At 33.3% G+C, this 25,443-nt stretch carries 27 protein-coding genes and 1 tRNA gene; 17 read left to right on the top strand and 11 right to left on the bottom strand.

Annotated features, from left to right (window positions below; all coding sequences use genetic code 11):
- Positions 1-16: 16 nt before the first annotated feature.
- The 4 genes from GKZ86_RS15685 (at position 17) to rpoN (ending at position 6,562) form a co-directional block, all read left to right on the top strand.
- Positions 17-2,383 carry an RND family transporter gene (locus tag GKZ86_RS15685; RefSeq protein ID WP_154784022.1) on the top strand — a complete coding sequence of 789 codons (2,367 nt, stop codon included), beginning with the start codon at positions 17-19 and terminating at the stop codon, positions 2,381-2,383.
- A 47-nt stretch (positions 2,384-2,430) separates the two neighbouring features.
- Positions 2,431-3,237, top strand: coding sequence for a M48 family metallopeptidase (locus tag GKZ86_RS15680; protein ID WP_154784021.1), 807 nt, complete (start codon positions 2,431-2,433; stop codon positions 3,235-3,237).
- Positions 3,238-3,511: 274 nt separating this feature from the next.
- Positions 3,512-4,957, top strand: coding sequence for an asparagine--tRNA ligase (gene asnS, locus GKZ86_RS15675; protein WP_154784020.1), 1,446 nt, complete (start codon positions 3,512-3,514; stop codon positions 4,955-4,957).
- Positions 4,958-5,101: 144 nt separating this feature from the next.
- Entirely contained in the window at positions 5,102-6,562 is a 1,461-nt protein-coding gene (gene rpoN / locus GKZ86_RS15670) for an RNA polymerase factor sigma-54 (RefSeq protein WP_133506548.1), read from the top strand.
- 93 nt (positions 6,563-6,655) lie between these two features.
- Here the strand turns inward: rpoN and GKZ86_RS15665 are convergent, their stop codons facing one another.
- Positions 6,656-7,084: a hypothetical protein gene (locus GKZ86_RS15665; RefSeq protein ID WP_154784019.1), complete on the bottom strand. Its 429-nt coding sequence runs from the start codon at positions 7,082-7,084 to the stop codon at positions 6,656-6,658.
- 30 nt (positions 7,085-7,114) lie between these two features.
- Positions 7,115-7,705: a thymidine kinase gene (locus GKZ86_RS15660; protein ID WP_154784018.1), complete on the bottom strand. Its 591-nt coding sequence runs from the start codon at positions 7,703-7,705 to the stop codon at positions 7,115-7,117.
- Between the two features lie 236 nt (positions 7,706-7,941).
- Here GKZ86_RS15660 and GKZ86_RS15655 point away from each other — a divergent pair, with 236 nt between their 5' ends.
- From GKZ86_RS15655 to GKZ86_RS15620, 8 genes are all read left to right on the top strand, one after another.
- Positions 7,942-8,982, top strand: a complete 1,041-nt coding sequence (locus GKZ86_RS15655) for a hypothetical protein (protein WP_154784017.1) — start codon at positions 7,942-7,944, stop codon at positions 8,980-8,982.
- 103 nt (positions 8,983-9,085) lie between these two features.
- The gene (gene rsmI, locus GKZ86_RS15650) at positions 9,086-9,811 is read left to right on the top strand and encodes a 16S rRNA (cytidine(1402)-2'-O)-methyltransferase (RefSeq protein WP_154784016.1); all 726 of its coding nucleotides are present in this window, start codon (positions 9,086-9,088) and stop codon (positions 9,809-9,811) included.
- A 134-nt stretch (positions 9,812-9,945) separates the two neighbouring features.
- The gene (locus tag GKZ86_RS15645; RefSeq protein WP_154784015.1) at positions 9,946-10,290 is read left to right on the top strand and encodes a HopJ type III effector protein; all 345 of its coding nucleotides are present in this window, start codon (positions 9,946-9,948) and stop codon (positions 10,288-10,290) included.
- A 187-nt stretch (positions 10,291-10,477) separates the two neighbouring features.
- Positions 10,478-12,178 carry a single-stranded-DNA-specific exonuclease RecJ gene (gene recJ / locus GKZ86_RS15640; protein ID WP_154784014.1) on the top strand — a complete coding sequence of 567 codons (1,701 nt, stop codon included), beginning with the start codon at positions 10,478-10,480 and terminating at the stop codon, positions 12,176-12,178.
- Positions 12,168-13,448, top strand: a complete 1,281-nt coding sequence (locus tag GKZ86_RS15635; protein ID WP_154784013.1) for an MFS transporter — start codon at positions 12,168-12,170, stop codon at positions 13,446-13,448. The genes recJ and GKZ86_RS15635 overlap by 11 nt, the downstream gene beginning before the upstream one ends.
- Positions 13,448-14,368: an alpha/beta fold hydrolase gene (locus GKZ86_RS15630; protein WP_154784012.1), complete on the top strand. Its 921-nt coding sequence runs from the start codon at positions 13,448-13,450 to the stop codon at positions 14,366-14,368. The genes GKZ86_RS15635 and GKZ86_RS15630 overlap by 1 nt, the downstream gene beginning before the upstream one ends.
- 160 nt (positions 14,369-14,528) lie before the next feature.
- Complete coding sequence (locus GKZ86_RS15625) at positions 14,529-14,885, top strand: hypothetical protein (protein ID WP_154784011.1); 357 nt, start codon at positions 14,529-14,531, stop codon at positions 14,883-14,885.
- Positions 14,886-14,978: 93 nt separating this feature from the next.
- Positions 14,979-16,190 carry a cytochrome c3 family protein gene (locus GKZ86_RS15620; RefSeq protein ID WP_154784010.1) on the top strand — a complete coding sequence of 404 codons (1,212 nt, stop codon included), beginning with the start codon at positions 14,979-14,981 and terminating at the stop codon, positions 16,188-16,190.
- Here GKZ86_RS15620 and GKZ86_RS15615 read toward each other — a convergent pair whose 3' ends face one another.
- From GKZ86_RS15615 to GKZ86_RS15605, 4 genes are all read right to left on the bottom strand, one after another.
- Positions 16,191-16,934: a UDP-2,3-diacylglucosamine diphosphatase gene (locus tag GKZ86_RS15615; RefSeq protein WP_154784009.1), complete on the bottom strand. Its 744-nt coding sequence runs from the start codon at positions 16,932-16,934 to the stop codon at positions 16,191-16,193.
- Positions 16,935-17,052: 118 nt separating this feature from the next.
- The gene (locus GKZ86_RS15610) at positions 17,053-17,502 is read right to left on the bottom strand and encodes a 6-carboxytetrahydropterin synthase (protein WP_154784008.1); all 450 of its coding nucleotides are present in this window, start codon (positions 17,500-17,502) and stop codon (positions 17,053-17,055) included.
- Between the two features lie 31 nt (positions 17,503-17,533).
- Positions 17,534-17,710 carry a hypothetical protein gene (locus GKZ86_RS25250; RefSeq protein ID WP_194632520.1) on the bottom strand — a complete coding sequence of 59 codons (177 nt, stop codon included), beginning with the start codon at positions 17,708-17,710 and terminating at the stop codon, positions 17,534-17,536.
- Between the two features lie 28 nt (positions 17,711-17,738).
- Entirely contained in the window at positions 17,739-18,503 is a 765-nt protein-coding gene (locus tag GKZ86_RS15605; RefSeq protein WP_154784007.1) for an enoyl-CoA hydratase/isomerase family protein, read from the bottom strand.
- Between the two features lie 189 nt (positions 18,504-18,692).
- On the opposite strand from GKZ86_RS15605, the gene GKZ86_RS15600 reads away from it, so the two are divergent.
- The 5 genes from GKZ86_RS15600 to GKZ86_RS15580 all read left to right on the top strand — a co-directional run bounded on the left by GKZ86_RS15600 (position 18,693) and on the right by GKZ86_RS15580 (position 21,068).
- Positions 18,693-18,766 (top strand) — tRNA-Ala (locus GKZ86_RS15600).
- A gap of 66 nt (positions 18,767-18,832) precedes the next feature.
- Complete coding sequence (locus GKZ86_RS15595; RefSeq protein ID WP_154784006.1) at positions 18,833-19,105, top strand: GIY-YIG nuclease family protein; 273 nt, start codon at positions 18,833-18,835, stop codon at positions 19,103-19,105.
- A gap of 145 nt (positions 19,106-19,250) precedes the next feature.
- The gene (locus tag GKZ86_RS15590; RefSeq protein ID WP_154784005.1) at positions 19,251-19,604 is read left to right on the top strand and encodes a hypothetical protein; all 354 of its coding nucleotides are present in this window, start codon (positions 19,251-19,253) and stop codon (positions 19,602-19,604) included.
- A gap of 112 nt (positions 19,605-19,716) precedes the next feature.
- Entirely contained in the window at positions 19,717-20,484 is a 768-nt protein-coding gene (locus GKZ86_RS15585) for a DUF2185 domain-containing protein (protein WP_154784004.1), read from the top strand.
- A 200-nt stretch (positions 20,485-20,684) separates the two neighbouring features.
- Positions 20,685-21,068, top strand: a complete 384-nt coding sequence (locus GKZ86_RS15580) for a helix-turn-helix domain-containing protein (RefSeq protein WP_154784003.1) — start codon at positions 20,685-20,687, stop codon at positions 21,066-21,068.
- A gap of 123 nt (positions 21,069-21,191) precedes the next feature.
- Here GKZ86_RS15580 and GKZ86_RS15575 read toward each other — a convergent pair whose 3' ends face one another.
- From GKZ86_RS15575 to GKZ86_RS15555, 5 genes are all read right to left on the bottom strand, one after another.
- Complete coding sequence (locus GKZ86_RS15575) at positions 21,192-21,521, bottom strand: YegP family protein (RefSeq protein ID WP_154784002.1); 330 nt, start codon at positions 21,519-21,521, stop codon at positions 21,192-21,194.
- 53 nt (positions 21,522-21,574) lie between these two features.
- Positions 21,575-22,318: a PIN domain-containing protein gene (locus GKZ86_RS15570; RefSeq protein ID WP_154784001.1), complete on the bottom strand. Its 744-nt coding sequence runs from the start codon at positions 22,316-22,318 to the stop codon at positions 21,575-21,577.
- Between the two features lie 133 nt (positions 22,319-22,451).
- Positions 22,452-23,399, bottom strand: coding sequence for a lipid A deacylase LpxR family protein (locus tag GKZ86_RS15565; protein ID WP_154784000.1), 948 nt, complete (start codon positions 23,397-23,399; stop codon positions 22,452-22,454).
- Positions 23,389-24,159, bottom strand: a complete 771-nt coding sequence (gene mtgA / locus GKZ86_RS15560) for a monofunctional biosynthetic peptidoglycan transglycosylase (protein WP_154783999.1) — start codon at positions 24,157-24,159, stop codon at positions 23,389-23,391. The genes GKZ86_RS15565 and mtgA overlap by 11 nt, the downstream gene beginning before the upstream one ends.
- Positions 24,159-25,271 (bottom strand): FAD-binding oxidoreductase, encoded by a 1,113-nt coding sequence (locus GKZ86_RS15555; RefSeq protein WP_154783998.1) that lies wholly within the window; start codon positions 25,269-25,271, stop codon positions 24,159-24,161. The genes mtgA and GKZ86_RS15555 overlap by 1 nt, the downstream gene beginning before the upstream one ends.
- Positions 25,272-25,443 lie beyond the last annotated feature (172 nt).

Here is a 25,443-nt window from a genome sequence, read left to right as displayed (position 1 = left end):
CATTTTAAAGATTTTTATGAAAAACGCTATTCAAGTTGGGTTTTGGGAGAAAACGGCCCGAATCATTCTTAAAAACAGAATTACAATATTGGTAATGGTCGCGGCCCTGACGATTTTCCTTGGTTATCAATGGAAAAATCTTTCCATGTCTTATACCGAAGCCAACTTACTTCCTAAAGATCATATTGCAAATAAAGAATACCAAAAATTTCTGTCCAAATTTGGAGAAGAAGGAAATCTTGTAGTTATCGGATTTAAAGATCCGAACTTTTTTACACCTAAAAACTATGCGGCCTGGAATGAATTGATGACGGATTTGAAAAAATCTAAGGAAATTGATTTAGTTGTTTCTTTAAATGATTTAAAAAAACTTGAAAAAGATACGGTTAACGAAAAATTTGTACTGAAACCGTTTATCGACCAAAGCAAAACTATTGATCCGGCTTATTTAAAAACCATACAACATGATTTGTTCAACAACTTACCTTTTTACGAAGGATTGTTGTTTAATAAAAAAAGTGGAAGTGTGCGTTCTGCCATTTACATTAACAAAGCAATTGTAAATACGGCTGAAAGAAAGACTTTTATACTTGAAAAATTAGTTCCGAAAATAGCTAAATTCGAAAAAACAACCGGAATCGATTTGCGTGTTTCGGGAATGCCATACATCAGAACAATCAATGCAGATAATATGAAAGGTGAAATTGCCCTTTTTATTGGTGCTGCTTTATTGATTGTTTCATTGATATTCTTTTTCTTTTTCCGTTCGTTTAGAGCGACGTTTATTTCCATTTGTATTTTGATTGTTGGAGTAATCTGGTCGTTCGGGACATTGGGATTATTTCATTATAAAATTACAATTCTAACGGCTATTGTTCCACCATTAATTATTGTAATTGGAATTACAAATTGTATTTTCCTGATCAATAAATACCAACAGGAAATTAAACTGCACAACAATCAGGCAAAAGCTTTGCAACGTATTATTTCGAAAATTGGAGTTGCTACTTTAATGACGAATCTAACAACTGCAATGGGTTTTGCAACCTTTATGATTACAGGAAACGATTTGCTTTTTGAATTTGGTTTGGTAACTTCTATAAATGTAATATCGGTTTATTTACTAACGCTTTTAATTGTACCAATTGTGTACAGTTTTATGTCTGTTCCAGGTGAAAAACATTTATATCACTTGACTAAAACTTACATTTCGACTTTATTGGATTTTGTTGAAAATGTGGTGAAAAATAAACGTAAAGTAATTTATACGATTTACGGCTTACTTTTATTACTAAGTGTTATTGGTATTTCGCAAATGAAAGTTTCAGGAAGTTTGATTGGAGAAATGCCAAAAAGTGCTTCCTTCTTTAAAGATATTATTTTCTACGAAAAAGAATTTAACGGTGTAATGCCGCTTGAAATCATGATTAACACCAAACATAAAAAAGGTGTTATGAAAGCGTCGACGATTCGCAAAATGGACGAATTGCAAAATACAATCGAAGAAATGCCAGAATTGGCAAAACCGGTTTCGATTGTAAATTTGGTTAAATATTCGAAACAGGCTTTTTATAACGGAAATCCAGAATATTATCAATTGCCTACTTCGCAAGAGCAAACTTTTATATTGAGTTATGCGAAAAATGCAACCAAAAACAGCAAAGAAAATTTAATGAAAAGTTATGTTGATTCGACTGGACAATACGCCCGAATCACGACTTTCATGAAAGATATTGGTACGGATGAAATGGCAAAAGTGGAGAAAAAATTACATTCTAAAATAGATGAAATTTTCCCGAAAGACCGTTTTGAAGTTACCGTTACCGGAAAAGCATTGGTTTTCCAGAAAGGAACATCGTATTTGGTTGATAATTTGATTGAATCATTGATTTTTGCAATTTTAGTGATTGCTGCATTGATGTTGTATTTATTCAGATCATTCAAAATGGTTTTTGCATCGTTAATTACGAATATCTTACCGCTTTGTATTACATCAGGATTAATGGGTTATTTCGGAATTCCTCTAAAACCTTCAACGATTTTAGTATTTAGTATTGCTTTTGGAATTTCGGTAGATAACGCAATTCAGTTCATGGCGAAGTACAAACACGATTTAATGCAAAACAACGGAAAAGTCAAAAAATCTGTTTTCAGTGCTTTAAGAGAAACCGGAATCAGTACTTTTTATACTTCGGTAGTTTTAATTTTAGGATTTGCAACTTTTACACTTTCAAGCTTTAGCGGAACTATCGCGCTTGGTGGATTAATTTCATGTACATTGGCATTTGCAATGTTTGCGAATTTATTGGTTTTACCTGCTTTGGTTTTGACTTTTGAGAAGAAGAAGGCTAAAAGAGAGGATTTGGAGAATTTGGAAGGGTAAAAATTTTGATAGCTGTTATACACAAATAATTTAAAAGAAAATCTCATATGAGAAAAATAGCATTGATTCTTTTTATTCTAAACACAAGTTTCATTTTTTCTCAAAACTATTTTGAAGGTAAAAATTTATATTGTAAATCTGAGAATCCAGAAGCAATTAGGTTATTTAATATTGGTATAGAAACGCTTTATTTAAATAGGTCATTAGATAAGAAATATCTAGAAAAGACATCTAAAATTTTTTTTAAAGCATATAAACAAGACACCATATTTTGCGATGCACTATTCTTTACAGGTTACACTTTAAGATTGTTAGACGACGAAAATGCTTTGGCTTATTATATGTTAGCGGACAGTTCATATAACAAGTCTATTGAATTCAAAACTAATTTAGCTGCAGAATGTTTACGATACGGAAATGAAGATGCCGTAAAACTTGCACGAAAAAAATATACTGAAATAATTGAACTATTCCCTGAAAATCCTGAAGGATATTATGGTTTTGCAGTTACCTCTCCATTTTTAGGAGATTATGAAAAAGGATTAGAAAATATAAATATTGCCATACAGAAATATATAGTTACAAAACCAAAATTGAAAAATGATGTATTATTCTTAAAAGGAATTTTATTATCATTAAATAAAAGGTACGAACAAGCCCTCCCTTTTCTAGAAAATGTTTCATCAACATATAAAAAAGATTTCAATTTTAGAGTTCATTATTCACTTTGCTTACTGAAAGTTTCGGAGATAAAAAAAGATGAAGAAATGAAAAAGAAGGCTCAAAAAATTTATGAAAAAATAGAGGAAAAGGATCAAATTCCGAATGAACAAAAAGAGTTATTAGTATTTTAAAACTAGAAGAACAAAATACTTAATTCTAACACTTAATGCAGAAAAATGACAAAGTGGGAAGCAAAAACTTTCTTATATAAACAAATGCCCTAGCCCCGATCGAAGCGGCATCCTTTTTCTTGCTTCTTTAGCAAGAAAAAGATACAGCGGAGAGCGGGAAATAGCTTCAAAAATTAATTATTATCGTTTATATTTGCAATTCGATATAAAAAACACTGATTTTATTTAAACCAAAATCAGTCCCGAAGCTTCGGGACTAAAATCTAAAATAAAAATGAAACACACAAAGGTTAAAGACTTATTAAACAGTACGACGACGCTACAGGAAGTGAATGCAAAAGGATGGGTGAGAACTTTTAGAAATAATCAGTTCATCGCGCTTAATGACGGTTCTACCATTAATAATATACAATGTGTTGTTGATTTTGAAAATACACCGGAAGAGACTTTAAAAAGAGTTACTACCGGAGCTGCAGTTTCTGTAATTGGAACTTTGGTAGAAAGTAAAGGTGCCGGTCAGAAATATGAAATTCAGGTTTCTAAACTTGAAATTCTTGGAGATTCTGATGCAGAGAAATTCCCAATGCAACCTAAAAAACACTCTTTAGAGTTTTTACGTGAAAATGCACATTTACGTGTACGTACAAATGCTTTTGGAGCGATTATGCGTGTGCGTTCGGTTTTATCTTATGCGGTTCACAGTTATTTCCAGCAAAAAGGTTTTGTTTATGTAAACACGCCAATTATTACGGGAGCTGATGCTGAAGGTGCAGGAGAAATGTTTCAGGTAACTTCATTGCCTTTGGATAATTTGCCGAAAAATGAAGAAGGAAACATCGATTTCAAAAAAGATTTCTTCGGAAAACATACAAACTTAACCGTTTCTGGTCAATTAGAAGGTGAAACTTTTGCAATGGCTTTGGGCCAGATTTATACTTTTGGACCAACTTTTAGAGCTGAGAATTCAAATACTTCTCGTCACCTTGCAGAATTCTGGATGATCGAGCCAGAAGTTGCTTTCAATGATCTTGATGACAACATGGATTTAGCTGAAGATTTTATTCAGTACGTTATAAAATATGCTTTAGACAATTGTAAAGATGATTTGAACTTTTTGGAAGGAAGACTTATCGAAGAAGAAAAATCAAAACCACAAGCAGAAAGAAGCGAAATGCCTTTGTTAGAGAAATTGAATTTCGTTTTGGAGAATAACTTCAAACGTGTTTCTTATACCGAAGCAATTGATATTTTAAGAGAATCTACTCCAAATAAAAAGAAAAAATTTCAATATATCATTAACGAATGGGGAGCTGATTTACAATCAGAACACGAGCGTTACTTAGTTGAAAAACACTTTAAATGTCCGGTAATTTTATTTGATTACCCAGCAAATATTAAAGCGTTTTACATGCGTCTAAACGACAACACAGAACCAGGAAGAGAAACAGTTCGCGCAATGGACATCCTTTTCCCTGGAATTGGAGAAATTGTTGGAGGTTCTGAAAGAGAAGAGCGTTATGACGTGTTAGTGGAAAAAATGAAAGCTTTAGAAATCGACGAAGAAGAATTATACTGGTATTTAGACACCAGAAGATTTGGTTCTGCAACTCACGCAGGTTTCGGTTTAGGATTTGAGCGTTTGGTATTGTTTGTAACCGGAATGACAAACATTAGAGACGTAATTCCTTTCCCAAGAACTCCTGGAAGTGCAGAATTTTAATCTGAGGTTCTAAGGTACTGAGATACTAAGACTCTAAGGTTCTAAGTTTTTTAAATAGAAATAAAAATAATTAAAACGCGAATTTAATTCGTCAACATAAGATACTCAGTACCTTAGTACCTCAGTATCTTAGCAACTTTTTTTATGCTAAAGCAATTTTTAAATTTAAAATTATCCCAAAAATTATCTCCACAGCAAATTCAGCTGATGAAGTTAATTCAATTGCCTACGCAAGCTTTTGAGCAACGTTTATTAGAAGAAATGAACGAAAATCCGGCTCTTGAAGCTGGAAAAGAAGACGAATACGAAGCTGATGAATTCGCCAATGAAGAGTACGACGATTATGATGATGCAGAATCTGACAGAATCGAAGCAGACGACATTAACATAGACGAATACTTAAGCGACGACGATACTCCGGATTATAAAACTCAGGTAAATAATTATGGTGAAGATGAGGAACGCGAAACACCTTTTGCTTCTCCGATAAGTTTCCATCAGGATTTAATCAATCAGTTGAATACTTTTATTCTGAATGATGAAGAACGCGAAATCGCTGAATTCCTTGTTGGAAGTATTGATGATATGGGTTATATCCGCAGAAGCGTTGCTGATATGGTCGACGATATGGCTTTTACACAAGGTATTTATACCGATGAAGTAATGGTTGAAAAAATGCTGCATGTTATTCACGAACTTGAACCTTCGGGAGTTGGTGCGCGTGATTTGCAGGAATGTTTATTACTTCAGTTAAAACATAAAACGCCAACCGAATATGTTGATTTAGCGATTGATATTATCGAAAATCAGTTTGATGCTTTTACCAAAAAACATTACGATAAATTATTACAGAAATACGGTGTTTCGAATGAACAGCTTAAAAAAGCGATTCACGAAATTGAGAGACTAAACCCGAAACCGGGCGGTTCTTTTACCGGAAATAATAAAGTAACTGAAAATGTGGTTCCAGATTTTGCGATCAGAATTGTTGATGGCGAATTAGAATTGACTTTAAACGGACGAAATGCTCCTTCCCTGCACGTTTCTAAAGATTATCAGGAAATGATGCAGACATACAAAGATTCTCGTGATAAATCGACTGCACAAAAAGATGCGGTTCAGTTTATTAAACAAAAACTGGACTCGGCTAAATGGTTTATCGATGCAATCAGACAACGTCAGGAAACCCTTTTTGTAACGATGAATGCAATTATGCATTATCAGGAAGAATTTTTCTTAGACGGTGATGAAACCAAACTAAAACCAATGATCTTAAAAGACATTGCCGACATGGTTGGTTTGGATATTTCGACGATTTCGCGTGTTGCCAACAGCAAATATGTTGAAACGCCATACGGAACAAAACTGATTAAGGAATTTTTCTCTGAAGCCATGAAAAATGATCAGGGAGAAGATGTTTCGACTTTAGAAATCAAAAAGATTCTTAAAAATACGATTGAAGAAGAAGATAAAAAGAAACCTTTACCAGACGATCAATTGGCCGAAATCTTAAAAGAAAAAGGATATCCAATTGCTCGTAGAACTATCGCAAAATATCGCGAACAACTTGATATTCCCGTTGCGAGAATGAGAAAGAAAATTTAGGTTATTTTCTTTAACCATATAAGAAATAGAAGTTCATTTAAAAAAACAAACCCCGATAGATTTTGAAATCTGTCGGGGTTTGTTTTTTTCGAATTATTTATATTGATCAGGAACTATAGTAACTTCAAATAAATAAACTTTTTTTACATCACTGTAATGATAAATCAAAGTAAAATTATTGTCGCGAAATGTTTTAATACCGGGATTCGCTTTAGCTGTACTAATTAAACTTTGTTCAATATTTTCTTTAATCGTTCCAATTTCTGCAGTTTCTTTTTCAACATTTACTAAAGTCAAATTATACTGAACAACTTGTTTTTTAGGCAAACTAACGCTATCCAAACGAATTCCTGGTTGAATTAATAAAGGACAATTTTCATTATACTTTGCTACCAATTCTGTTATTTCGATATTTAAATTAGGATCTTTAGGAGAATAATAAAGAATTAAACTTGCTGATAATGCTATAATTCCACTTATTACTAAAACAATTAATCTTTTTTTCTTTGATGGTTGCTGCATTTTAAAATTTGTTTGTTTCGAAAAAAGAGCTTATTTCTCCTGGTTTTTTCTCATTGCATTATAATAAGCGGCACGGCTTAAAGGCTCATATTCTTCGGTTTCGCCAAGCATTACCAATTTATCGTTATCTGTTTTACGGAAACTATAATTCGCAAGATTTCCTGTTCTGGTACAAACAGCATGAACTTTAGTCACATATTCTGCCGTTGCCATAAGTGCCGGCATTGGCCCGAAAGGATTTCCTTTAAAATCCATATCAAGTCCTGCGACTATCACGCGAATTCCCTGATTGGCAAGATCATTACAAACTGTAACAATTTCATCATCAAAAAACTGTGCTTCATCAATACCAATAACGTCGCAGCCTTGTGCTAAAATAGCAATATTGGCAGCGGCCGGAACCGGCGTTGAGCGAATTTCGTTGGCATCGTGCGATACCACCAATTCGTCATGATAGCGGGTATCAATAGCAGGTTTAAAAATTTCGATTTTTTGTTTGGCAAATTGGGCGCGTTTTAATCTGCGAATTAACTCCTCGGTTTTACCCGAAAACATTGATCCACAAATAACTTCAATCCAACCAAATTGTTCTTTGTGATTTACTGTATTTTCGAGAAACATTTTGTATTTTTCTACCTTTAATGATGAATAGTTTTTATTACTTTGTAATGGTAATAAATTGACGCTAAATTTTACTGTTTTAACGTTTTTTCAAAAGTAGAAAATTTTTATCAAATCGAAGATTCGCAAACGCTTATTAACAGAAATAAAAACACATCTCGTCAATTTTCTCCAGGAATAAAGACATTCAATACAAAATACACTAAAATACCCTATTCACTATAATTTCAACAGTTATGAAAAAAAAATTGGAAGCCGATTTAATCAGCATTGCACATCGAATTTTAAAGCTTAAAAATAAATCCGATATCAATCAATTATATCTTGAAACGCAGAAATTATACGAGAAATTAGCGATTTTAAAATTTGTAGATGAAAATTTTGACACTGCAAAACCAACAATCAGTCACAGTGAAATTACTTCTCAAATTGAAACTATTTTCGAAAAAGAAGAAATAATTCCATCAGAAGTTAAAGCTGAAGTTCCGGCTCCAGCTGCAGAAATTGCAGTTGAAGCAACTCCTGAACCTGAAGTTATTGAAGAAACAAAAGAAGAAACTAAGGAAGAAGTTGTTGCTGAAATTCCGGAAGAAGTAATTCCGGAAGCTGTTGTAGAAACAATTCCAGAACCTGTTGCAGTAATTGAAGAACCTATTATTGAAAAAACAGAAGAACCGGTTGCAGAAACCAAAAAAGAAACCGCTACAGAGCACTATTTTAGAACTATAAGCGAATCGAAACCAATTCCTGATTTTAAACCTGCTTTTGAATTAGATATAGAAGAAAAAGTAGAAGAGCAAAAAACTGAAGCAAAAACTGAAGAACCAAAAGTTGAAACAGATACAAAATCAACTCCAATTCATCATATTTCATTTGAAGATATTTTGGGCGTTAATTATGCCGATACACAATTTGTAAAAGTAGACAGTATTGAAAATACCTCTTCTCCGACTCCAACAATAAATGAATTCAACGAGAAAAAAATAGTTGAGACAACTACTTTGGAATCTGCAAAACCAAAAACAGTTCCGTTAAATGAAAAACTGGCAAAAGGTTTTCACATTGATTTGAATGACCGAATTGCATTTACTAAAAACCTTTTCGGAAACAGTACTGAAGATTACAGCCGCGTTTTAAATCAATTATTGACATTTGATACGTATGGTGAAGCTCAGGAATTTATCGAAAACATGGTAAAACCGGATTATAATAATTGGGAAGGAAAAGACGATTACGCAGAGCGTTTTCTTGGAATTGTAGAGAAAAAATTCTCATAAAAAAATAAAACACAGATTTCACGAATTAACACGAATTTTTTCTTTCTGAAATTTTTTAAAACACTTGTAATCAGTGTCAATTCGTGTTATAATATAAAAATATATGTCTAAATTATATATCGTTCCAACGCCAATTGGCAATCTAGAAGACATGACTTTTCGTGCCATTCGGATTCTGAAAGAGGTCGATTTGATCTTGGCTGAAGACACCAGAACGAGTGGAAAATTGTTGAAGCATTTTGAAATTGGCACGCACATGCACAGCCATCATATGCACAACGAACATAAAACAACCGAAAACCTGATTGCACGTTTGAAAGCCGGCGAAACTATCGCCTTAATTTCAGATGCAGGAACTCCGGCGATTTCAGATCCGGGTTTTTTATTGACACGCGCTTGTGTCGAAAATAAAATTGAAGTAGAATGTTTACCCGGAGCAACAGCTTTTGTTCCTGCACTTGTAAACAGCGGACTGCCAAACGACAAGTTTATTTTTGAAGGTTTTCTGCCTGATAAAAAAGGGCGTCAGACTCGATTTTTGGCTTTAGCCGAAGAAACCCGAACAATGATTCTGTATGTTTCTCCACATAAATTAGTAAAAACTTTAGCTGAATTTATTCAGTATTTTGGAGAAGACAGGCAAGTTTGTGTTTCAAGGGAATTATCAAAATTACACGAAGAAAATGTTCGCGGAACCGCAAGAGAAGTTCTAACTCATTTTGAAAAAACAGCACCACGCGGCGAAATTGTTGTTGTCGTTGCAGGGAAAACAATCATAAAAGAACCTAAGAAAAGTAAGTTTTCTAAGGATGATGAACAAGAAGATTAAATTATTTATGCCACAGATTAAAAGGATTAACACAGATTAATAAAATAAATTTGCCACGAATTACACTAATTTCCACTAATTCAATTCGTGAAAAATTAGTGTAATTCGTGGCAAAAAAACTAATACCCAACAATATGAGCATCCAAACCTTTTTACAAAAAGTAAAACAAACACCAACTCAAATAACATTTCCAGAAACTATTGCGGTAATCGAAGAAAATTACACTTTTACACCAACTGCTTTTCAAAACGGAACACAGCATAATGCTGCCGGACAAAACTCAGGTTCTTGCAAATTGTTTTCTTTCGCAAAATTGCAAAACTTAAGCAAAGAAGAAACTTTAGCCTGTTTCGGTGCTTTTTATTTTGAAGAAGTTTTGGGAGATCCAAACGGAACAAATCACCAAAACATTAGAAACTTCATCAACTTGGGCTGGGACGGAATTAAGTTTGAAGGAAATGCATTGGAAGCAAAATAATTTTAGATTTTAGAGTGTAGATTTTAGATTTCTGAAAGCTACTAAGCTCTGAAATATAAATTCTTAAAACTTTGTCAAAGTTAAAATCGAATATTTCGATCACCGATTAAAAAATAATTACGTTACTGATTAAACGATTTTAGAAATCTACAATCTAAAATCTACACTCTAAAATCTAAAATCAACCATGCGTTGGACATTAAAACCAAAACCTTCTGAAGATAAAATCAAACATTTGGCGCAAGCCTTAAATGTAGAAGATTTTGTAGCAACACTTTTGATTCAGCGTGGCATTGAAACTTTTGAAGATGCCAAAAACTTCTTTCGTCCTTCGTTAGAACATCTTCACGATCCGTATTTGATGAAAGACATGGATAAAGCGGTTTCCCGAATAGAATTGGCGATTGAAAATCAGGAAAATATTTTGGTTTTTGGTGATTACGATGTCGACGGAACAACTGCAGTTTCTTTGGTTTCAGCGTATTTAAAATCATATTATCCAAATATTGCGACTTATATTCCGGATCGTTATGATGAAGGCTACGGAATTTCTTTTAAAGGAATTGACTTTGCAGACGATAACGGATTTTCGTTAATTATTGCACTCGATTGTGGAATCAAATCTATTGACCATATCGCCTACGCAAAAGAAAAAAATATCGATTTTATTATTTGCGATCACCACAGACCCGGAAATATGCTGCCGGATGCAGTTGCTATTTTAGATCCGAAAAGAGAAGATTGTTCGTATCCGTATGATGAATTATGCGGTTGCGGCGTTGGGTTTAAATTGATTCAGGCTTTAGGAAAAAACCGAAACCAAACTATTGAAGATTTGGTTCAATATCTGGATTTAGTTGCTACGGCAATTGCCGCAGATATTGTTCCTATTACTGGCGAAAATCGAGTTTTGGCTTATTTCGGATTACAAGTTATTAATAGTGATCCAAGACCCGGAATTAAAGCTTTGGTACATCAGGTAAAAAAGAAAGTTTTAGACATAACTGATGTTGTTTTTATAATTTCTCCGAGAATAAATGCTGCCGGAAGAATTAAACACGGAAACCATGCGGTTGAATTGTTGACGGAATTTAATTTTGAACAAGCACAACAATTTGCTTCAGAAATAGAACAATACAATTCTGACCGAAAAGATTTAGACAAAAGAATTACCAAAGAAGCTTTTCAGCAAATCATAGAAAATCAGGAAGAGAATAAATTTTCGACAGTTGTTTTTCAGGAAGACTGGCATAAAGGTGTTATCGGGATTGTGGCTTCACGATTAATCGAAACCTATTATCGTCCAACTTTGGTTTTTACCAAAAGCGGTGATAAATATGCTGCTTCTGCGCGATCTGTAAAAGGATTTGATGTTTACAATGCATTAGATGCCTGCGCTGAACATTTGGAACAATTTGGAGGTCACATGTACGCAGCGGGAATGACTTTGAAAGCTGAGAATTATAAAACTTTTAAAGCTGCTTTCGAGAAACAAGTCGAAGAAACGATTTTACCCGAAATGCGAACACCGGAAATAGAAGTTGATGCCGAAATTAATTTCTCTGACATTACTCCAAAACTTGTTCGGATTTTGAAACAATTCGAACCTTTTGGCCCGCAAAATATGACGCCGGTTTTTATGACAAAAGATGTAAAAGATACCGGTTACGCCAAAACTTTAGGTGCAGATGAAGAGCATTTGAGATTATTTGTTAAGCAAAATAATTCAGATGGAATTGCAGCAATTGGCTTTGGACTCGGAAAAAAAATAGACATTACAAAAAATCAAAATCCTTTTCAGTTGGCTTATTCCCTATCTGAAAACGAGTGGAATGGCACTGTTTCTACTCAACTTATGCTAAAAGATATTAGAACAAATGAAGAATAAAACAAAAAAAGCCGATCCTTATCAGGCATTGCGTTACAGAGAATTTAATGTGTTTTTATTATTGCGTTTTGCTATGGTTTTTGCCTGGGCTATGCAGTTTATCGTTATAGAATGGGAAGTTTATAGTTTAACCAAAAATCCACTTTCGTTAGGAATTATTGGTCTAATGGAAGTTATTCCTGCCGTTGGTATGGCTTTATTTGCCGGACATATTGTTGACCAAAAGGAAAAGAAAGGATTATTGGTAAAATGTATTCTGGGATTTTCTGTAATTAGTTTTGGATTGTTTTTATTGACCTGGCCCAAAATTGTTGGTGATTTATCTCCAACTGTTATTTTATATTCAATTTACACTTTAGTCTTTTTGGGCGGATTAGTCAGAGCTTTTCTTGGGCCAACTATTTTTTCTCTTCTATCGCTAATTATCCCTAAAAAAGCATATCCAAATGCTGCTACCTGGAGCAGTTCAGTTTGGCAAATCGGAGCCGTTATGGGACCGGCGCTGGCTGGATTCTCAATTAACTGGATTGGTGTTCACTGGTCAATGTGCATGGTTTTTGGATTCTCAATTCTTTCCTTAATTGCCTTATCACAAATTAGTAAAAAACCAATCACAAATCCAAAGATTGGAGAATCAATAAAAGACAGTCTTACGGAAGGTTTAACTTTCGTGTTTAAAAACCAAATTGTTTTAGGCGCCTTATCACTTGACATGATTGCAGTACTTTTTGGAGGCGCTGTAGCCTTATTGCCTATTTTTGCCCAGGATATTTTAAAAGTTGGTGCTGAAGGTTTTGGTATATTAAGAGCTGCTCCTGCAGTAGGAGCTTTCATCACGATGCTCGTTTCTGCGTATGTGCCTTTATATAAAAATGCAGGAAAGAAACTTTTAGTTGCCATATTTGTTTTCGGATTATCTATCATCTTATTTGGTATTTCTACATCATTCTGGCTTTCTGTTTTTGCTCTATTTTTGAGTGGACTTGCTGATGGAATTTCTGTAGTAATTCGTCAAACGATTTTACAGCTTAAAACTCCCGATCATATGCGTGGAAGAGTTGGTGCCGTAAATTCAATTTTTGTTGGATCTTCTAATGAATTAGGTGCTTTTGAAAGTGGTGCAACAGCTAAATTAATGGGAACTGTAACATCTGTTGTTTTTGGAGGAAGCATCACACTTTTGACTGTTATCGTAACGGCATTAAAATCGCCGACATTTAGAAATTTAGATCTTAATAAAGATATGGAAGATCATCAAAATATGGAGTAATGAAACATTTACTATTAATTTTCATTTTAACAATATCCCTTTTTGCAAACGGACAAAATCTTTATATCAAAACATACGGAAATACGAAAGATAAAGCCGTAGTTTTTGTTCACGGAGGCCCAAGTGGTAATTCGACTTTATTTGAAGGAACTACGGCTCAAAAATTGGCTGATACAGGTTTTTATGTAATTGTTTACGATCGAAGAGGCGAAGGAAGATCTACAGACCTCAACGCAAAGTTTACTTATGAAGAAGCTTTTCAGGATTTAAATTCAATTTTAAAAGAAAATCATTTGCAGCAAGTAATACTTCTTGCTCATAGTTTTGGCGGTTTGGTTGCGACTCTTTACGCCGAGAAATATCCGCAAAATGTTAGTTCTCTAATTTTGGCTGGCGCTTTATTTTCGCAACAGGAAACGTATGATCATATTTTAAACTCGGTTACAAAAACAGCAACTGATAAAAGTAATTCAAATCAATTAAATAAAATAAGTGCAGTTGAAAACCTAAATAAAAACTCGGCCGAATATCGAAAAGGATGTTTTGACTTAGCCGGAGAGAATAATTATTTCAAAATGCCTAATCCAACAGAAGCTTCAAAAAAATTATATAGTGATTATGAAGCGGGTGAATTTTTTAAAACCAACATTAGAAACAAAAATGCTCCTTTACTTTTTTATCAAAACGAAAAGCAAAACAATATCGACAGCAGACCTTTCTTAAAAAAGATAAAAGCAGCAGGAATTCCTATTTATGCTATTTACGGAAAAGAGGATGGAATTTTTTCTAACGCACAAATTAGTTCGATTAAAAGTATAGCTGGAGAAAATCATTTTGCTTTATTTGAAAATTGTTCGCATTATTTATTCGTTGATCAACAAAATCAATTTTTATCTCAAATTAAGAAATGGTATAAGTAAAATTTAGTCATTAAATATGATGCTATAAACAAACTTAAGATCACGCTCTTTAAATGAACTTATATCACTTAAATGGTGAATAATTTTTAATCATTTATGAGTTTTTTATTTAGAATTAATATAAATAATATTTATATTTGTTGAAATAAAAGGATTTATAATGAGAGAAATAGAACAGTTATACCACAACAATTTTGGAATTGCCTTTTACTGGAAAAAGGAAAACGAAACCATAACTGACAAAGTGCAATTGGTTTTTAAAGAAACCGGATTCTATTTTAGCATTCAGGAATTGAATCATTTTTGCGATTTAATAGAAGACAGCATGATCGAAAATGCATGTTGCGAAGCTTGCGAATTAAAATATTCATGTCATAAATTTTTATTGAAAACACCTTGCGCTGCTATCGATTTGGCAGTTTCTATGACAGAATTAAAATCGATTAAAGATTTGGTTGAAGGTTCTTTATTCCGAATTGATCTTGATGAGTATGTTTATGGAGCCGGCATGAATTAAACCTTAATTCAGAATTATTCTAAATATTTTAACAGCTTTTTTTCATAATTGAAATATATTTGATTTTCTTCAAAAAAAAGTATATTTACAACAATGAAAAAAACACGTATTCTTTTTGTCGTTGCTGTCTTGACCACTTTTTTTACAAGCTGCAAGAATGAATCTGACAATTACATTGATCCTCGCGGAACCGATTATGCCGGTTCTGAAAGCTGTATTCAATGTCATCAAACACAATCAGAATCGGCTTTTCATACTTCTCATTTCAAAGCTACTTCTCCGGCAACTAAAGAAAGTATTCTGGGACATTTTAAAGATGGCCGAAATATCTTTGTCTACGATAAAGACACTAAATTAGTGATGGAAGAACGCAACGATACGATGTATCAGGTTTTATATAAAAATAACAAAGAGGTTAAAGCGTATCCTTTCGAAGTTTTATTTGGAACCAAACATGCACAAACCAGCGCATACTGGAAAAATCATTATACTTACGAACTTCCAATTTCTTACTATAAATCGATAAATGCATGGGCTACAAGTCCCGGTTATTCTGCAACTACTACTAATTTCGAAAGAAAAGTAGAAAAAGAATGCTACGGCTGTCACAGCTCAAATATTGCGAGTAAATATATTACCACGAGTTCTGACAGTATTAGTTTTTTGACTATGGAAGTAGAAGATTTCGTGAACAAAAAAACACTAATCTACGGTATTGACTGTGAGCGTTGCCACGGACCGGCAAAAAAACATGTTCAAACGCATTTAAAATTTCCTGATTTAAAGATGGCTCAAAATATTGTTTCTTTTAAAAACTTAAAAAGACAACAAAAAATAGATGCGTGCGCACTTTGTCATTCCGGAAATGATCAATATAAAGTAAAATCCCGTTTTCAGTTTAAACCGGGAGATAATCTTTCCGATTATTTCAGGGGAGTTCCGGGATCTAATGACAGTATTCATTATGATGTTCACGGAAATCAACTGGGATTACTTTCTCAAAGCAAATGTTTTAAGAAAAGCGAAACTATGGATTGTATGACTTGCCATAATCCACACGAAAATGCATCTCAAAATCTAAAAACATATTCTAAAATATGCATGAGTTGTCATCAGGGTGTAACGCATAACGCTACAACTTTAAAAACAACCTCAAAAGCTATTTTAGCGAATAATTGTGTCGAATGTCATATGCCGAAACAAGATTCAAAAGCAATTCGTTTTCAAAAATCAAATACGGCTCCAATGTCAAGTTATTCATTAAGAACACATAAAATTGCTATTTATCCGAATAATAAAAATTAATTATTGTTCGAATTTTTGAAGTTCAAAAGTTTCGCCGTCAAATACTCCATAAGTAAAATAACCAATCCAATCGCCAAGATTTACATAATTTGAATCTTCGCCAACCGGAATAATCATTGGTAAATGACGATGACCGAAAATAAAGTAATTGTAATGTTTGGTTTCGAGTTTACGTTTGGCATATAAAACCAGCCATTCGTTTTCTTCTCCTAAAAATTTCACGTCTTCGTCTCCCGAAATCAGTTTATTTTTAACGGATAGATATTGCGCCAAACTAACGCCAACATCTGGATGCAACCAGCGAAAAAGCCATTTTGAAAACGGGTTAGTAAATACCTTTTTCATTCGTTTATAGCCTTTATCACCAGGCCCTTTTCCGTCGCCGTGGCCAATTAAAAAGGTTTTTCCGTTAAAGGTAAATTCCTTATTATCATGATAAACCGGAATATTCAATTCGGTTTGAAAATAATCGTTCATCCATAAATCATGATTTCCAACGAAAAAGTAAATCGGGATTCCGCTATCACGAATTTCGGCCAGTTTACCTAAAACACGCACAAAACCTTTTGGGACAACGGTTTTATATTCGAACCAAAAATCAAACAAATCTCCTAGTAAAAAAATAGCTTCGGCATCATGTTTTACCACATCTAACCAGGCTACAAATTTTTGTTCGCGAGGCAAACTCAACTCAGAAGTTGGAGCTCCAAAATGCTGATCAGAAGCAAAATATACTTTTTTCATTTAGATTATTAGATTTTTAGACTGCTTGAATTCTTGGACTTCTTAGATGTTAGACGTCTTAGATTATTAGATTTTGGACTTTCGACTTTCGACTTTCCGACTTTGGACTTTAGCCTAACTAATTATCAGATGCATACCATTCAGCGAATGACGATTCTGTTTCCTGAAGTTTAAGTGAGAAAAGAGAAATTTCTTTTGGCAAACGCGCAATGATTCTTTCTGAAAAATCAACAACCATGTTTTCACTTGTTGGCTGATAATCTACCAAAATTACGTGATGACCGCGATTTTTCAATTCATTGGCCAATTCGATATGTGGTGTTGTTTCGTTAAAAACAGTGGCATGATCAAACTGATCGACGATTTCTTCTTTTACAATTTTCTTTAGGTCCGAAAAATCGATTACCATTCCGAATTTCACATTCGATCGATCCGTTATTGGCGAACCAATAACCGTTACCGACAATTTATAACTGTGTCCGTGAACGTTCTTGCATTTTCCGTCGTAACCGTATAAAGCATGTCCGGTTTCGAAACTAAATTGTTTTGTAATTCTGATATTACTCATCGATTTGAATTTTAGGTTGCAAATTTACAAATTAATAACCGTTTTCATCTCTTTTTTTGGCTCTGTTATACATCCAATAAGCAATTCCGATTAAAATCACGAAAGGAACAAACGATCCTATCAAAACTCCAATCTGATAACTGCTATCCGGAGCAGTTTTAATTTTCTCTGCAACATCTACTTTTTGCAATAATGAAATAATGTACATTGTTTCGTAAAATTTAATTTAAGCGTGATTATTTTTTAAATTGTGTCAAAGCATTTCTACTAAAATCAGACAAAACCAATTTACCCGTAATTGCAGCTCTTTCAATAAGTAACGATTCCCATTGCTCTGTTCCTTCCCAGATAATTTTCTTCATTTCGTATAATGCTTCCGGATTATAAGAACTCAGTTTTTGAGCAAAAATTGCAACGGCATTATCAAGATCTTCCGCTTTATGAAGCTCCGAAAAAAGTTTATTTTCCAAAGCCCATTGTGCCGATTTCCATTCGTGTGCCGCCAAAGTCATTTCTGCCATCGCTGCTTTTCCAATTTTACGCGAAACGGCCGGTTCAATCACAAACGGACCAATACCAATCGCTAATTCAGATAATTTTATAGCACTTTCCGTTGTAGCCAAAACATAATCACAAGCTGCAAGAATACCAACTCCTCCTCCAACAGATTTTCCCTGCGCACGACCAATAATTAGTTTAGAACAGTTTCGCATGGCATTTAGCAAATGTGCAAAACCAGAGAAAAACTCTTTTCCCTGCTCCTCATTTTCTACTGTCAGAAGTTCATCAAACGAAGCGCCTGAACAAAAGGCTTTCGATCCTTCGCTTTGCAAAATAATAACTGAAACAGTTTCATTTCGACTTAAAGAATTAATTTCGGCAGTTAAACGATCCAACAATTCACGTGGAAATGAATTACTCGCCGGATGACCAAATTGAATGGTTGCAATATTATTTTGAAAAGTAGTTTCTAAAGAACCCTTTTGAATTTCTAAACTCATAAAAATAGTTTTTATGGTAAAGTTACGGTTTTGGTAAATATTTTCGACCGAAGCCGATTTGAAATTTGTTTTTTGAAAATTAATTGACTTTATTTGCTAGACAATTGGGGGATTAGCTCATTTGGCTAGAGTATCCCGATCTAATCGGGAGGGTAACGGTTCGAATGCAAATTCATAAGTCATAAAAAAGGGGGATTAGCTCATTTGGCTAGAGTACTTGCCTGGCAGGCAAGGGGTGACCGGTTCGAATCCGGTATTCTCCACAAATTATTTTACAAACAAATACCCAAACATAAAAATATGTTTGGGTATTTTCATTTATAACAATTATGTTTTATACTTACATTCTATATTCAATTACGCTCAATAAGTATTATACTGGATCTTGTGAAAACATTGAACAACGTTTACAAGATCATTTGAATAGCAGAAGTAAGTTTACCAAAGTTGCTAAAGATTGGGAATTAAAATATTTTGAAACTTTCCCAACCCGAAGTGAAGCCTGTCAAAGAGAATTGCAAATCAAAAAAATGAAAAGTAGAAAATATATCGAAAATCTTATCGAAAAAGGGATAGAGTATCCCGATGTATTGGGAGGGTGATCGGTTCTCCCGAAGTTTCGGGACGATATTCTCCACAAAAAACCGTATTACTTTATTGTGATACGGTTTTTTTATTTTCAGGGAGTTTGTTTTCAGAAGATGTTTTATAATTACGTAATTTTATAATTCAACTAAAGTTTAAAAAATGACAGTATTACTCCGTTGGCTATTAATACCAATATTATTTCTCATTGGGTTATTGTTCTGGAAAGGCAGTCCGCTGCTTATAAAATCTACATTATTAATTGTTCCGCTGGCTCTTATTGTTGGCTGGTTTGCTCACGAAGGCGCATTTAGCGGAAGCGGCGGATTAGAAAAAGTATACGGTTTGCTAACAGTAATTGGTTTTCTGTTTTTCTACGAAATCGGACTATTAATTGATCGTTATTATCTCGCCAAAAAAAGCATCAGTACAACCGAAGATAATGTACTCCTTATTATCGGATTGGTTCTTTTGATTGTGGCGATTGTAAATTTTTTAATAGCGATTTCAAGATAATGAAGTGGCTTTTAGTTTAGAATTGGCATTTATAATATCCGTACTAATTTCAAACATCTATTTCCATTTCGAACATAAAATCAAATTGTTACCTGAAATTTAAAAACCACAAATGAAATTTTTCAAAAAGACACAGATCAAAAACGAGAATAATTTTGACAACTTTCCGCCAATTGGAGCGCTCTTGGTTTCTAAAATGGTTGTTGACCAAAATATGAAACCCGGATTTTTATACCGCGAAAAAAGAACTCGTCCCGAAGATAGCGGCTGGAGGGTTTTTACAGGATTTGAGTCTGAAGAATACAATGATAATCCAGACAATATTGGAATATATAATCCTTCGACTATTCTAAAAATTGATCCTTCACTTAAGGATATTTTATTAAAAGGAGTTGGTTCTGTTTATGAGAGAGAAAAAGACGATTCTGATTGGTATAAAGTTACTGATTTCGAATTTGAAGATGATTTTATAACCACGCATAAACTAACGGGAAATTGGACATTTGAAATTAATAATCTCTTTGAGCGAAGTATTGAAAAAGATGGAACTTTGTATTATACGACAGGAGACAAATCTATTAGATTAATCATATGGAATTCTGAAGAAAATAAAGAACAACTATATGAAGAATATAAACAGGAAACAGATAATCGAGATGAGACAAAATCTAAAACACTAGACAAATTTGAATTTTCTGATAACGAAATTTCAAAAATAGGATATTTGATCGAGGAACATGATGAACATAGAACATATCAAGTACTTTTTGGTTTTTCTATAATTGACAAAGAAGTGCTTCAGGCTACATTTTATTTTGATGAAAAAGAATATCTTGACTGGGCTATTAACACATGGAAAAATATAAAATTGAAAGAATAGAAACTATACAGGATTAATCTCTTTCGGTTTTCATAAGAATATCTAAAACAGTTTTCCTAAATTTTTGTCTGAAAAATTGTATTTTTACTTATTAAATAAAACCATCAAAAGTAAACTGTTTCAAAAATGGTTTCTTACCGAAACAACCTGTTTTTTACTAAAAGCTATTCTGTAAAAAGAATTTTAAATATCTTTGAATTATGAGCACAGCAACAAAACCAAATCATATAGGGCGAAAAATCAGCCGTATTCGTGAACTTCGAGATATGAAACAAGAAGCTTTGGCACAAGCTTTAGGTACAAACCAACAAGCTATTTCTGCAATAGAAAACAGCGAAACGATTGATGAAGAAAAACTTGTCGAAATAGCAAAAGCACTTGGTGTATCTGCAGAAGCAATAAAAAGTTTTTCTGATGAAAATGTGATTAATTATTTCAATACATTTAATGATAGTCAAGGAAACTTTCAAAGCAATTATTGTACTTTCAATCCACTTGATAAAGTAGTTGAACTTTACGAACGTTTGGTTCTTGCTGAAAAAGAAAAAGTTGAATATTTAGAGAAATTATTGAAGGATAAATAGTTTTTCTTACTATTTGAAATAATATTTAAAAAGCCATTCTTATAAACCTGAATGGCTTTTCTGATTTTATAGGGAACTTTCTTGCTTCGTGGAGTATTAAATAACGCTTAGTAGGGCAGAAAATTAAAATTGATCTTCTATTACAGCATTTGAAGTATTATTTTTAACAGAAGAAATGCCATTATCTCTAGCAGAATTACTTTCGTACATTTCACTTGATCCAATAACTTGACCATTTGATGCCTTCAAATTAAAATATGGCTTTCCATTTGATGACTCTCTTTTGTCAAATCTAGATTCATCTTGTGAATTCATTTTTACAGATTCAATTCCATTTAAACAAGCTGCTTTAGTAGAATAACCTTCACTTACAAGAATAGTTTGACCATTAGCTGCTTTTAAACTAAATTGAAATTCTCCATTAGATCTTTTTGTAATTACAAATTTTCCCATTTATTTAAACAATTATATTTTATTAAGGTATTTCAAGACAAAGATAATTATTCTCACTGAGCTTTATACTTCCAAAATTCCTCATAATGCTTTAAATCCTCAATAACTTTATTTTCCTCTTTTATTAAGGCTTCTGATGTTTTAATTCCTGCTATATCCAGAGCAACCGATATTCTATCTGTCAAATCTATAATATCATAACCAGTTTGTTTATGATAATCCTTTTGTAGAAATGCAAGATTATTTGTATAAGTATTATCACGTCCAACTAAAATTATATCCTCCTGAATATTTGCTAAAATTATTTCCCAGTTAATTTCATCGCCCAATGAAAACTTACTTGAAGTTGGAGGATTACCAATATTTTTTCTTTTAACTGCCTTACCGATAATTTCATCGGTAGTAAAATATACCTTATCTCCTTTTAGAGATTCATTTACGAATTCTTTAAAATAATTTGCAATAGGGTCTTTTGCTGAGTCTTTTAAAATCTCTGAAATACTCAAACTTACAATCTTTTGTTGTGAACTGTACTGTTTTTGAATCTCAATTAATTTTTTAAATTCTGGCAAGTTCTGAAGATATGAACTTGAAAAATTATCTAACTTAGATTCTATTTGAAATCTTTCCTGTACACTTTTTATAACCCCTTCTCTACTTCTTTCAAATTCTTGTATTATTTGATCTGTCAAAATAAATTTATCTATATTCTCAATTAGAGTACTAAAAATATGTATCGATGCGCCATTGGAGCGATAGAAATCTAGAAATATATTTGTATCTATAAGTATTTTCACAGGCAAAAATTTTGTATATAAGCTACAAATATACAGATATATTCTTACAAAAAAAGACAAATAAGATTTGAAATTATTCCAGCAAGAGAATCGGACGATTTAATTCCACATGTATTTTACGAGCTAAAAATCCCTACCTCAACAAATACCCCAATCGAATACTTCCATAAAAAGATCCTGTCATATCATGGCTTTCCAATTCTTTTCCGTGATAAATAAAAGAGTAAGATAAATTGAAATTATTGTGTCGGTATTTTAAGCCAAACTCGGCATTAAAGCGCCACGGAATCAAGTCGAAAGTTACCGGACTTGTGTTGCTAAACATGCTTCCTTCGATTGTTGCATCATAAAATTGATAATTGATGCTTGGAATTGCATAAAAATAAAATTCCCTAATATTAAATTGTGGTTGAGCATTTACAGCAGCATCGTGCAAATTCGAATCGTAAATTGGGAGTAATTTTTTAAAACCAATTCGGGTCAAAAATCCTGCTGAAACTCCGGTAAAAATAGTACCCAGATTTGCTTCAGACTGAAAATTAAGATCTATAAATTCTTTGGGATTGCTTTTAAACAATTTTTTCGAATACAAAACATGCGCCTGAATACCTAACGCATTATGAAGTTGGTTTTCCCAACCGTAGACAGTTTTATAACCAATAAGATGATGAAAACTTTCTTGTGTTTCGCGCCCAAAAGCATTTGGACCCATATATCCAATTTGAAAATCGGTTTTTAAAGCTGATTCTGATTGATAAAAAAAGCTTCTTCCCACTTCGGCAAAAAGATATCCCGTAAATGGGCGATTGTTATCATCTGCTGCTTCTTTATTGATATATCTCGGATTATAAATATATTGTCCGACACGAAACTCTGTTATTTTTTTATTGATTTTCTCGTTGTTATTCTTGGATAAAAATCGGTAAAAAAGTTCTAAACCATTCGTATAATACATATCATTTTTAGACGATGTGTACAAATCATTATCGGTTATAAAACCTATTTCTGTAGTTTTTCCTTGTCCAAAAGCCAACGTTGTTGTCAATATCAGAAAAGCAAAAAATGCTTTTTTACTTTCCATTATAATTTATTTTTCCAACGTAACGCATCTCACGAACGATTCGTTCTTTTCTTCTGTTGATATAACTTGACGAACCTGTAGCTTTAAATTTTCTTGGATTTGGCAAAATAGCGGCAATTCCCGCTGCTTGCATTGGTGTTAAACTCGAAGCGTCACGGCGATACCAATGTTCCGTTGCGGCATAAGCGCCATAAACACCGTCGCCCATTTCGATACTGTTTAAGTACACTTCCATGATGCGCTCTTTGCCCCAAATAATCTCTATTAAAACTGTAAAATAAGCTTCAAGACCTTTACGCAAATAACTTTTTCCCTGCCATAAAAATACATTTTTGGCTGTTTGTTGCGAGATCGTACTTCCGCCACGAATTCGGCGTCCGCGTTCGTTGCTTTTATATGCTTTTTGAAGTGCTTTAAAATCGAAACCGTTGTGTATCAAAAAAGTTCCGTCTTCGCTGGCGATTACGGCTTTTTGCAAATTCATCGAAATTTTATCAATCGGTTCCCAATCGTGATCAAAATACACCTCTTTGCCTCCTACTTTATTTTCGATAGCACGAATTATCATTAAAGGCGTAAAAGGCACGGGAACAAATTTAAAAAATATTACAGACCCAATCGAAAGGCCGAAAAACCATAACATTAATTTGATAAAAAACCATTTTACTTTTTGACCCAAAGAACGGTTTTTCTTTTTAGCTGTTGGTTTAGATTTGCTTGCGGTTGTCTTTTTTGGTGCTGGTTTTTTGGTTGCTGCCATTATATTAAATCTGCTAATTCTGTTCCTATTAAACTTCCTATTGCGACACCCATTCCTCCTAAACGCACTCCACAAAACACGTTTTCAGATAGTTGAGACACAACAGGTTTTTTACTGTTTCCAATTCCCATAATGCCGCTCCAACGATGGGCAATCTGGAATTCCTGGTTTGGTAAAATTACATTTTTAAGTAAATCTTCCAACTTATTTTGTACAATTTTGGTTTGTCCAAATTCTGTTGTGGTTTCGGTTTCAAAATCGAGATTTCGTCCTCCGCCAAGTAAAATTCTGTCGCCGATATTTCTGAAATAATAATAACCGCGATCCAGATGAAAAGTTCCTTTTATATCTAAATTTTTGATGGGTTCTGTAATTAAAACCTGCGCTCGTGCCGGTTGTACAGCTCCGTTGGTTAACTCATTCGCAAAACCATTCGTCGCAAAAAGTATTTTATTTGTTTTAAAACTAAAATCGCCAAGAACAACTTCGACCTGATTTCCTAAATCTGAATAAGATGTTACGGTTTGTTGATTCAAAATTAAAATATCTGCAGCAACAGCTTGTTTCAGCAATTCCTGCATCATATTTCCGGTATCAATCTGAGCTTCAAACGGATTAAAGATTAAATATTCATGCGTGTTTTCAAAACCAAATCGGTCAACTTCTTTGGCAAAAACATCGGCTTTAAAAATAGGTTTCAGAATTTCATTGATAAAAGGCAATCTGGCAACACATTCATTAAATCCTCTTTCATCATCTTTTAGAAATAATTCGTATCCGCCGTAAGGTTTAAAATCAATTGCATTATCTCCTAACCTTTTTCGAAGCAATTGCAAACCTTGCCAGCGTTTTTCGATAAGCTGCACAACATCTTCTTCTGTATGTGTTTTTAAATCTTCCAGAATTTCAGAAAGACTTCCGAAACAGGCAAAACCGGCATTTTTGGTACTCGCACCTTGTGGCAGCATTCCTTTTTCTAACACCAGAATTTTAGCTGCCGGAAATCTTTCGCGCAAGCGCAATGCTGCATGCAAACCTACAATGCCGCTGCCCACTATTGTGTAATCAACATTCGTGAACCAATTTTTGAGTTCCCAGTAACTTAAATCCATTTGGCAAATTTTTATAAAAATAATGATTTTTTCGAACCATATAAGTATTCTAAGTTCATTTAAATTTATTTTTTTTCGGCACAGATTTTACAGATGAACACAGATTCTATATGAAACATTTGAGTGTTTCATTTTTTACCATTAAGAGATTAAGATATAATGTTCCTTAATT

Source organism: Flavobacterium sp. LC2016-13 (genome assembly GCF_009707955.1).
Taxonomy (GTDB): domain Bacteria; phylum Bacteroidota; class Bacteroidia; order Flavobacteriales; family Flavobacteriaceae; genus Flavobacterium.
The sequence above is the reverse complement of the archived record's forward strand: the minus strand, read 5'-3'. Positions and strand labels throughout refer to the sequence as shown.

Excerpts from the sequence above, each read along its gene's own strand:
- GKZ86_RS15665 (WP_154784019.1), bottom strand. The coding sequence starts at position 7,084 with ATGCAGCAACCATCAAAGAAAAAAAGATTAATTGTTTTAGTAATAAGT.
- rsmI (WP_154784016.1), top strand. The coding sequence starts at position 9,086 with ATGTCTAAATTATATATCGTTCCAACGCCAATTGGCAATCTAGAAGAC.
- mtgA (WP_154783999.1), bottom strand. The coding sequence starts at position 24,159 with ATGGCAGCAACCAAAAAACCAGCACCAAAAAAGACAACCGCAAGCAAA.
- GKZ86_RS15585 (WP_154784004.1), top strand. The coding sequence starts at position 19,717 with ATGAAATTTTTCAAAAAGACACAGATCAAAAACGAGAATAATTTTGAC.
- GKZ86_RS15625 (WP_154784011.1), top strand. The coding sequence starts at position 14,529 with ATGAGAGAAATAGAACAGTTATACCACAACAATTTTGGAATTGCCTTT.
- GKZ86_RS15615 (WP_154784009.1), bottom strand. The coding sequence starts at position 16,934 with ATGAAAAAAGTATATTTTGCTTCTGATCAGCATTTTGGAGCTCCAACT.
- GKZ86_RS15660 (WP_154784018.1), bottom strand. The coding sequence starts at position 7,705 with ATGTTTCTCGAAAATACAGTAAATCACAAAGAACAATTTGGTTGGATT.
- GKZ86_RS25250 (WP_194632520.1), bottom strand. The coding sequence starts at position 17,710 with ATGTACATTATTTCATTATTGCAAAAAGTAGATGTTGCAGAGAAAATT.
- GKZ86_RS15620 (WP_154784010.1), top strand. The coding sequence starts at position 14,979 with ATGAAAAAAACACGTATTCTTTTTGTCGTTGCTGTCTTGACCACTTTT.
- GKZ86_RS15565 (WP_154784000.1), bottom strand. The coding sequence starts at position 23,399 with ATGGAAAGTAAAAAAGCATTTTTTGCTTTTCTGATATTGACAACAACG.
- asnS (WP_154784020.1), top strand. The coding sequence starts at position 3,512 with ATGAAACACACAAAGGTTAAAGACTTATTAAACAGTACGACGACGCTA.
- GKZ86_RS15605 (WP_154784007.1), bottom strand. The coding sequence starts at position 18,503 with ATGAGTTTAGAAATTCAAAAGGGTTCTTTAGAAACTACTTTTCAAAAT.
- GKZ86_RS15645 (WP_154784015.1), top strand. The coding sequence starts at position 9,946 with ATGAGCATCCAAACCTTTTTACAAAAAGTAAAACAAACACCAACTCAA.
- GKZ86_RS15590 (WP_154784005.1), top strand. The coding sequence starts at position 19,251 with ATGACAGTATTACTCCGTTGGCTATTAATACCAATATTATTTCTCATT.
- GKZ86_RS15595 (WP_154784006.1), top strand. The coding sequence starts at position 18,833 with ATGTTTTATACTTACATTCTATATTCAATTACGCTCAATAAGTATTAT.
- rpoN (WP_133506548.1), top strand. The coding sequence starts at position 5,102 with ATGCTAAAGCAATTTTTAAATTTAAAATTATCCCAAAAATTATCTCCA.
- GKZ86_RS15630 (WP_154784012.1), top strand. The coding sequence starts at position 13,448 with ATGAAACATTTACTATTAATTTTCATTTTAACAATATCCCTTTTTGCA.
- GKZ86_RS15680 (WP_154784021.1), top strand. The coding sequence starts at position 2,431 with ATGAGAAAAATAGCATTGATTCTTTTTATTCTAAACACAAGTTTCATT.
- GKZ86_RS15555 (WP_154783998.1), bottom strand. The coding sequence starts at position 25,271 with ATGGATTTAAGTTACTGGGAACTCAAAAATTGGTTCACGAATGTTGAT.
- GKZ86_RS15610 (WP_154784008.1), bottom strand. The coding sequence starts at position 17,502 with ATGAGTAATATCAGAATTACAAAACAATTTAGTTTCGAAACCGGACAT.
- GKZ86_RS15575 (WP_154784002.1), bottom strand. The coding sequence starts at position 21,521 with ATGGGAAAATTTGTAATTACAAAAAGATCTAATGGAGAATTTCAATTT.
- GKZ86_RS15580 (WP_154784003.1), top strand. The coding sequence starts at position 20,685 with ATGAGCACAGCAACAAAACCAAATCATATAGGGCGAAAAATCAGCCGT.
- GKZ86_RS15685 (WP_154784022.1), top strand. The coding sequence starts at position 17 with ATGAAAAACGCTATTCAAGTTGGGTTTTGGGAGAAAACGGCCCGAATC.
- GKZ86_RS15655 (WP_154784017.1), top strand. The coding sequence starts at position 7,942 with ATGAAAAAAAAATTGGAAGCCGATTTAATCAGCATTGCACATCGAATT.
- GKZ86_RS15635 (WP_154784013.1), top strand. The coding sequence starts at position 12,168 with ATGAAGAATAAAACAAAAAAAGCCGATCCTTATCAGGCATTGCGTTAC.
- recJ (WP_154784014.1), top strand. The coding sequence starts at position 10,478 with ATGCGTTGGACATTAAAACCAAAACCTTCTGAAGATAAAATCAAACAT.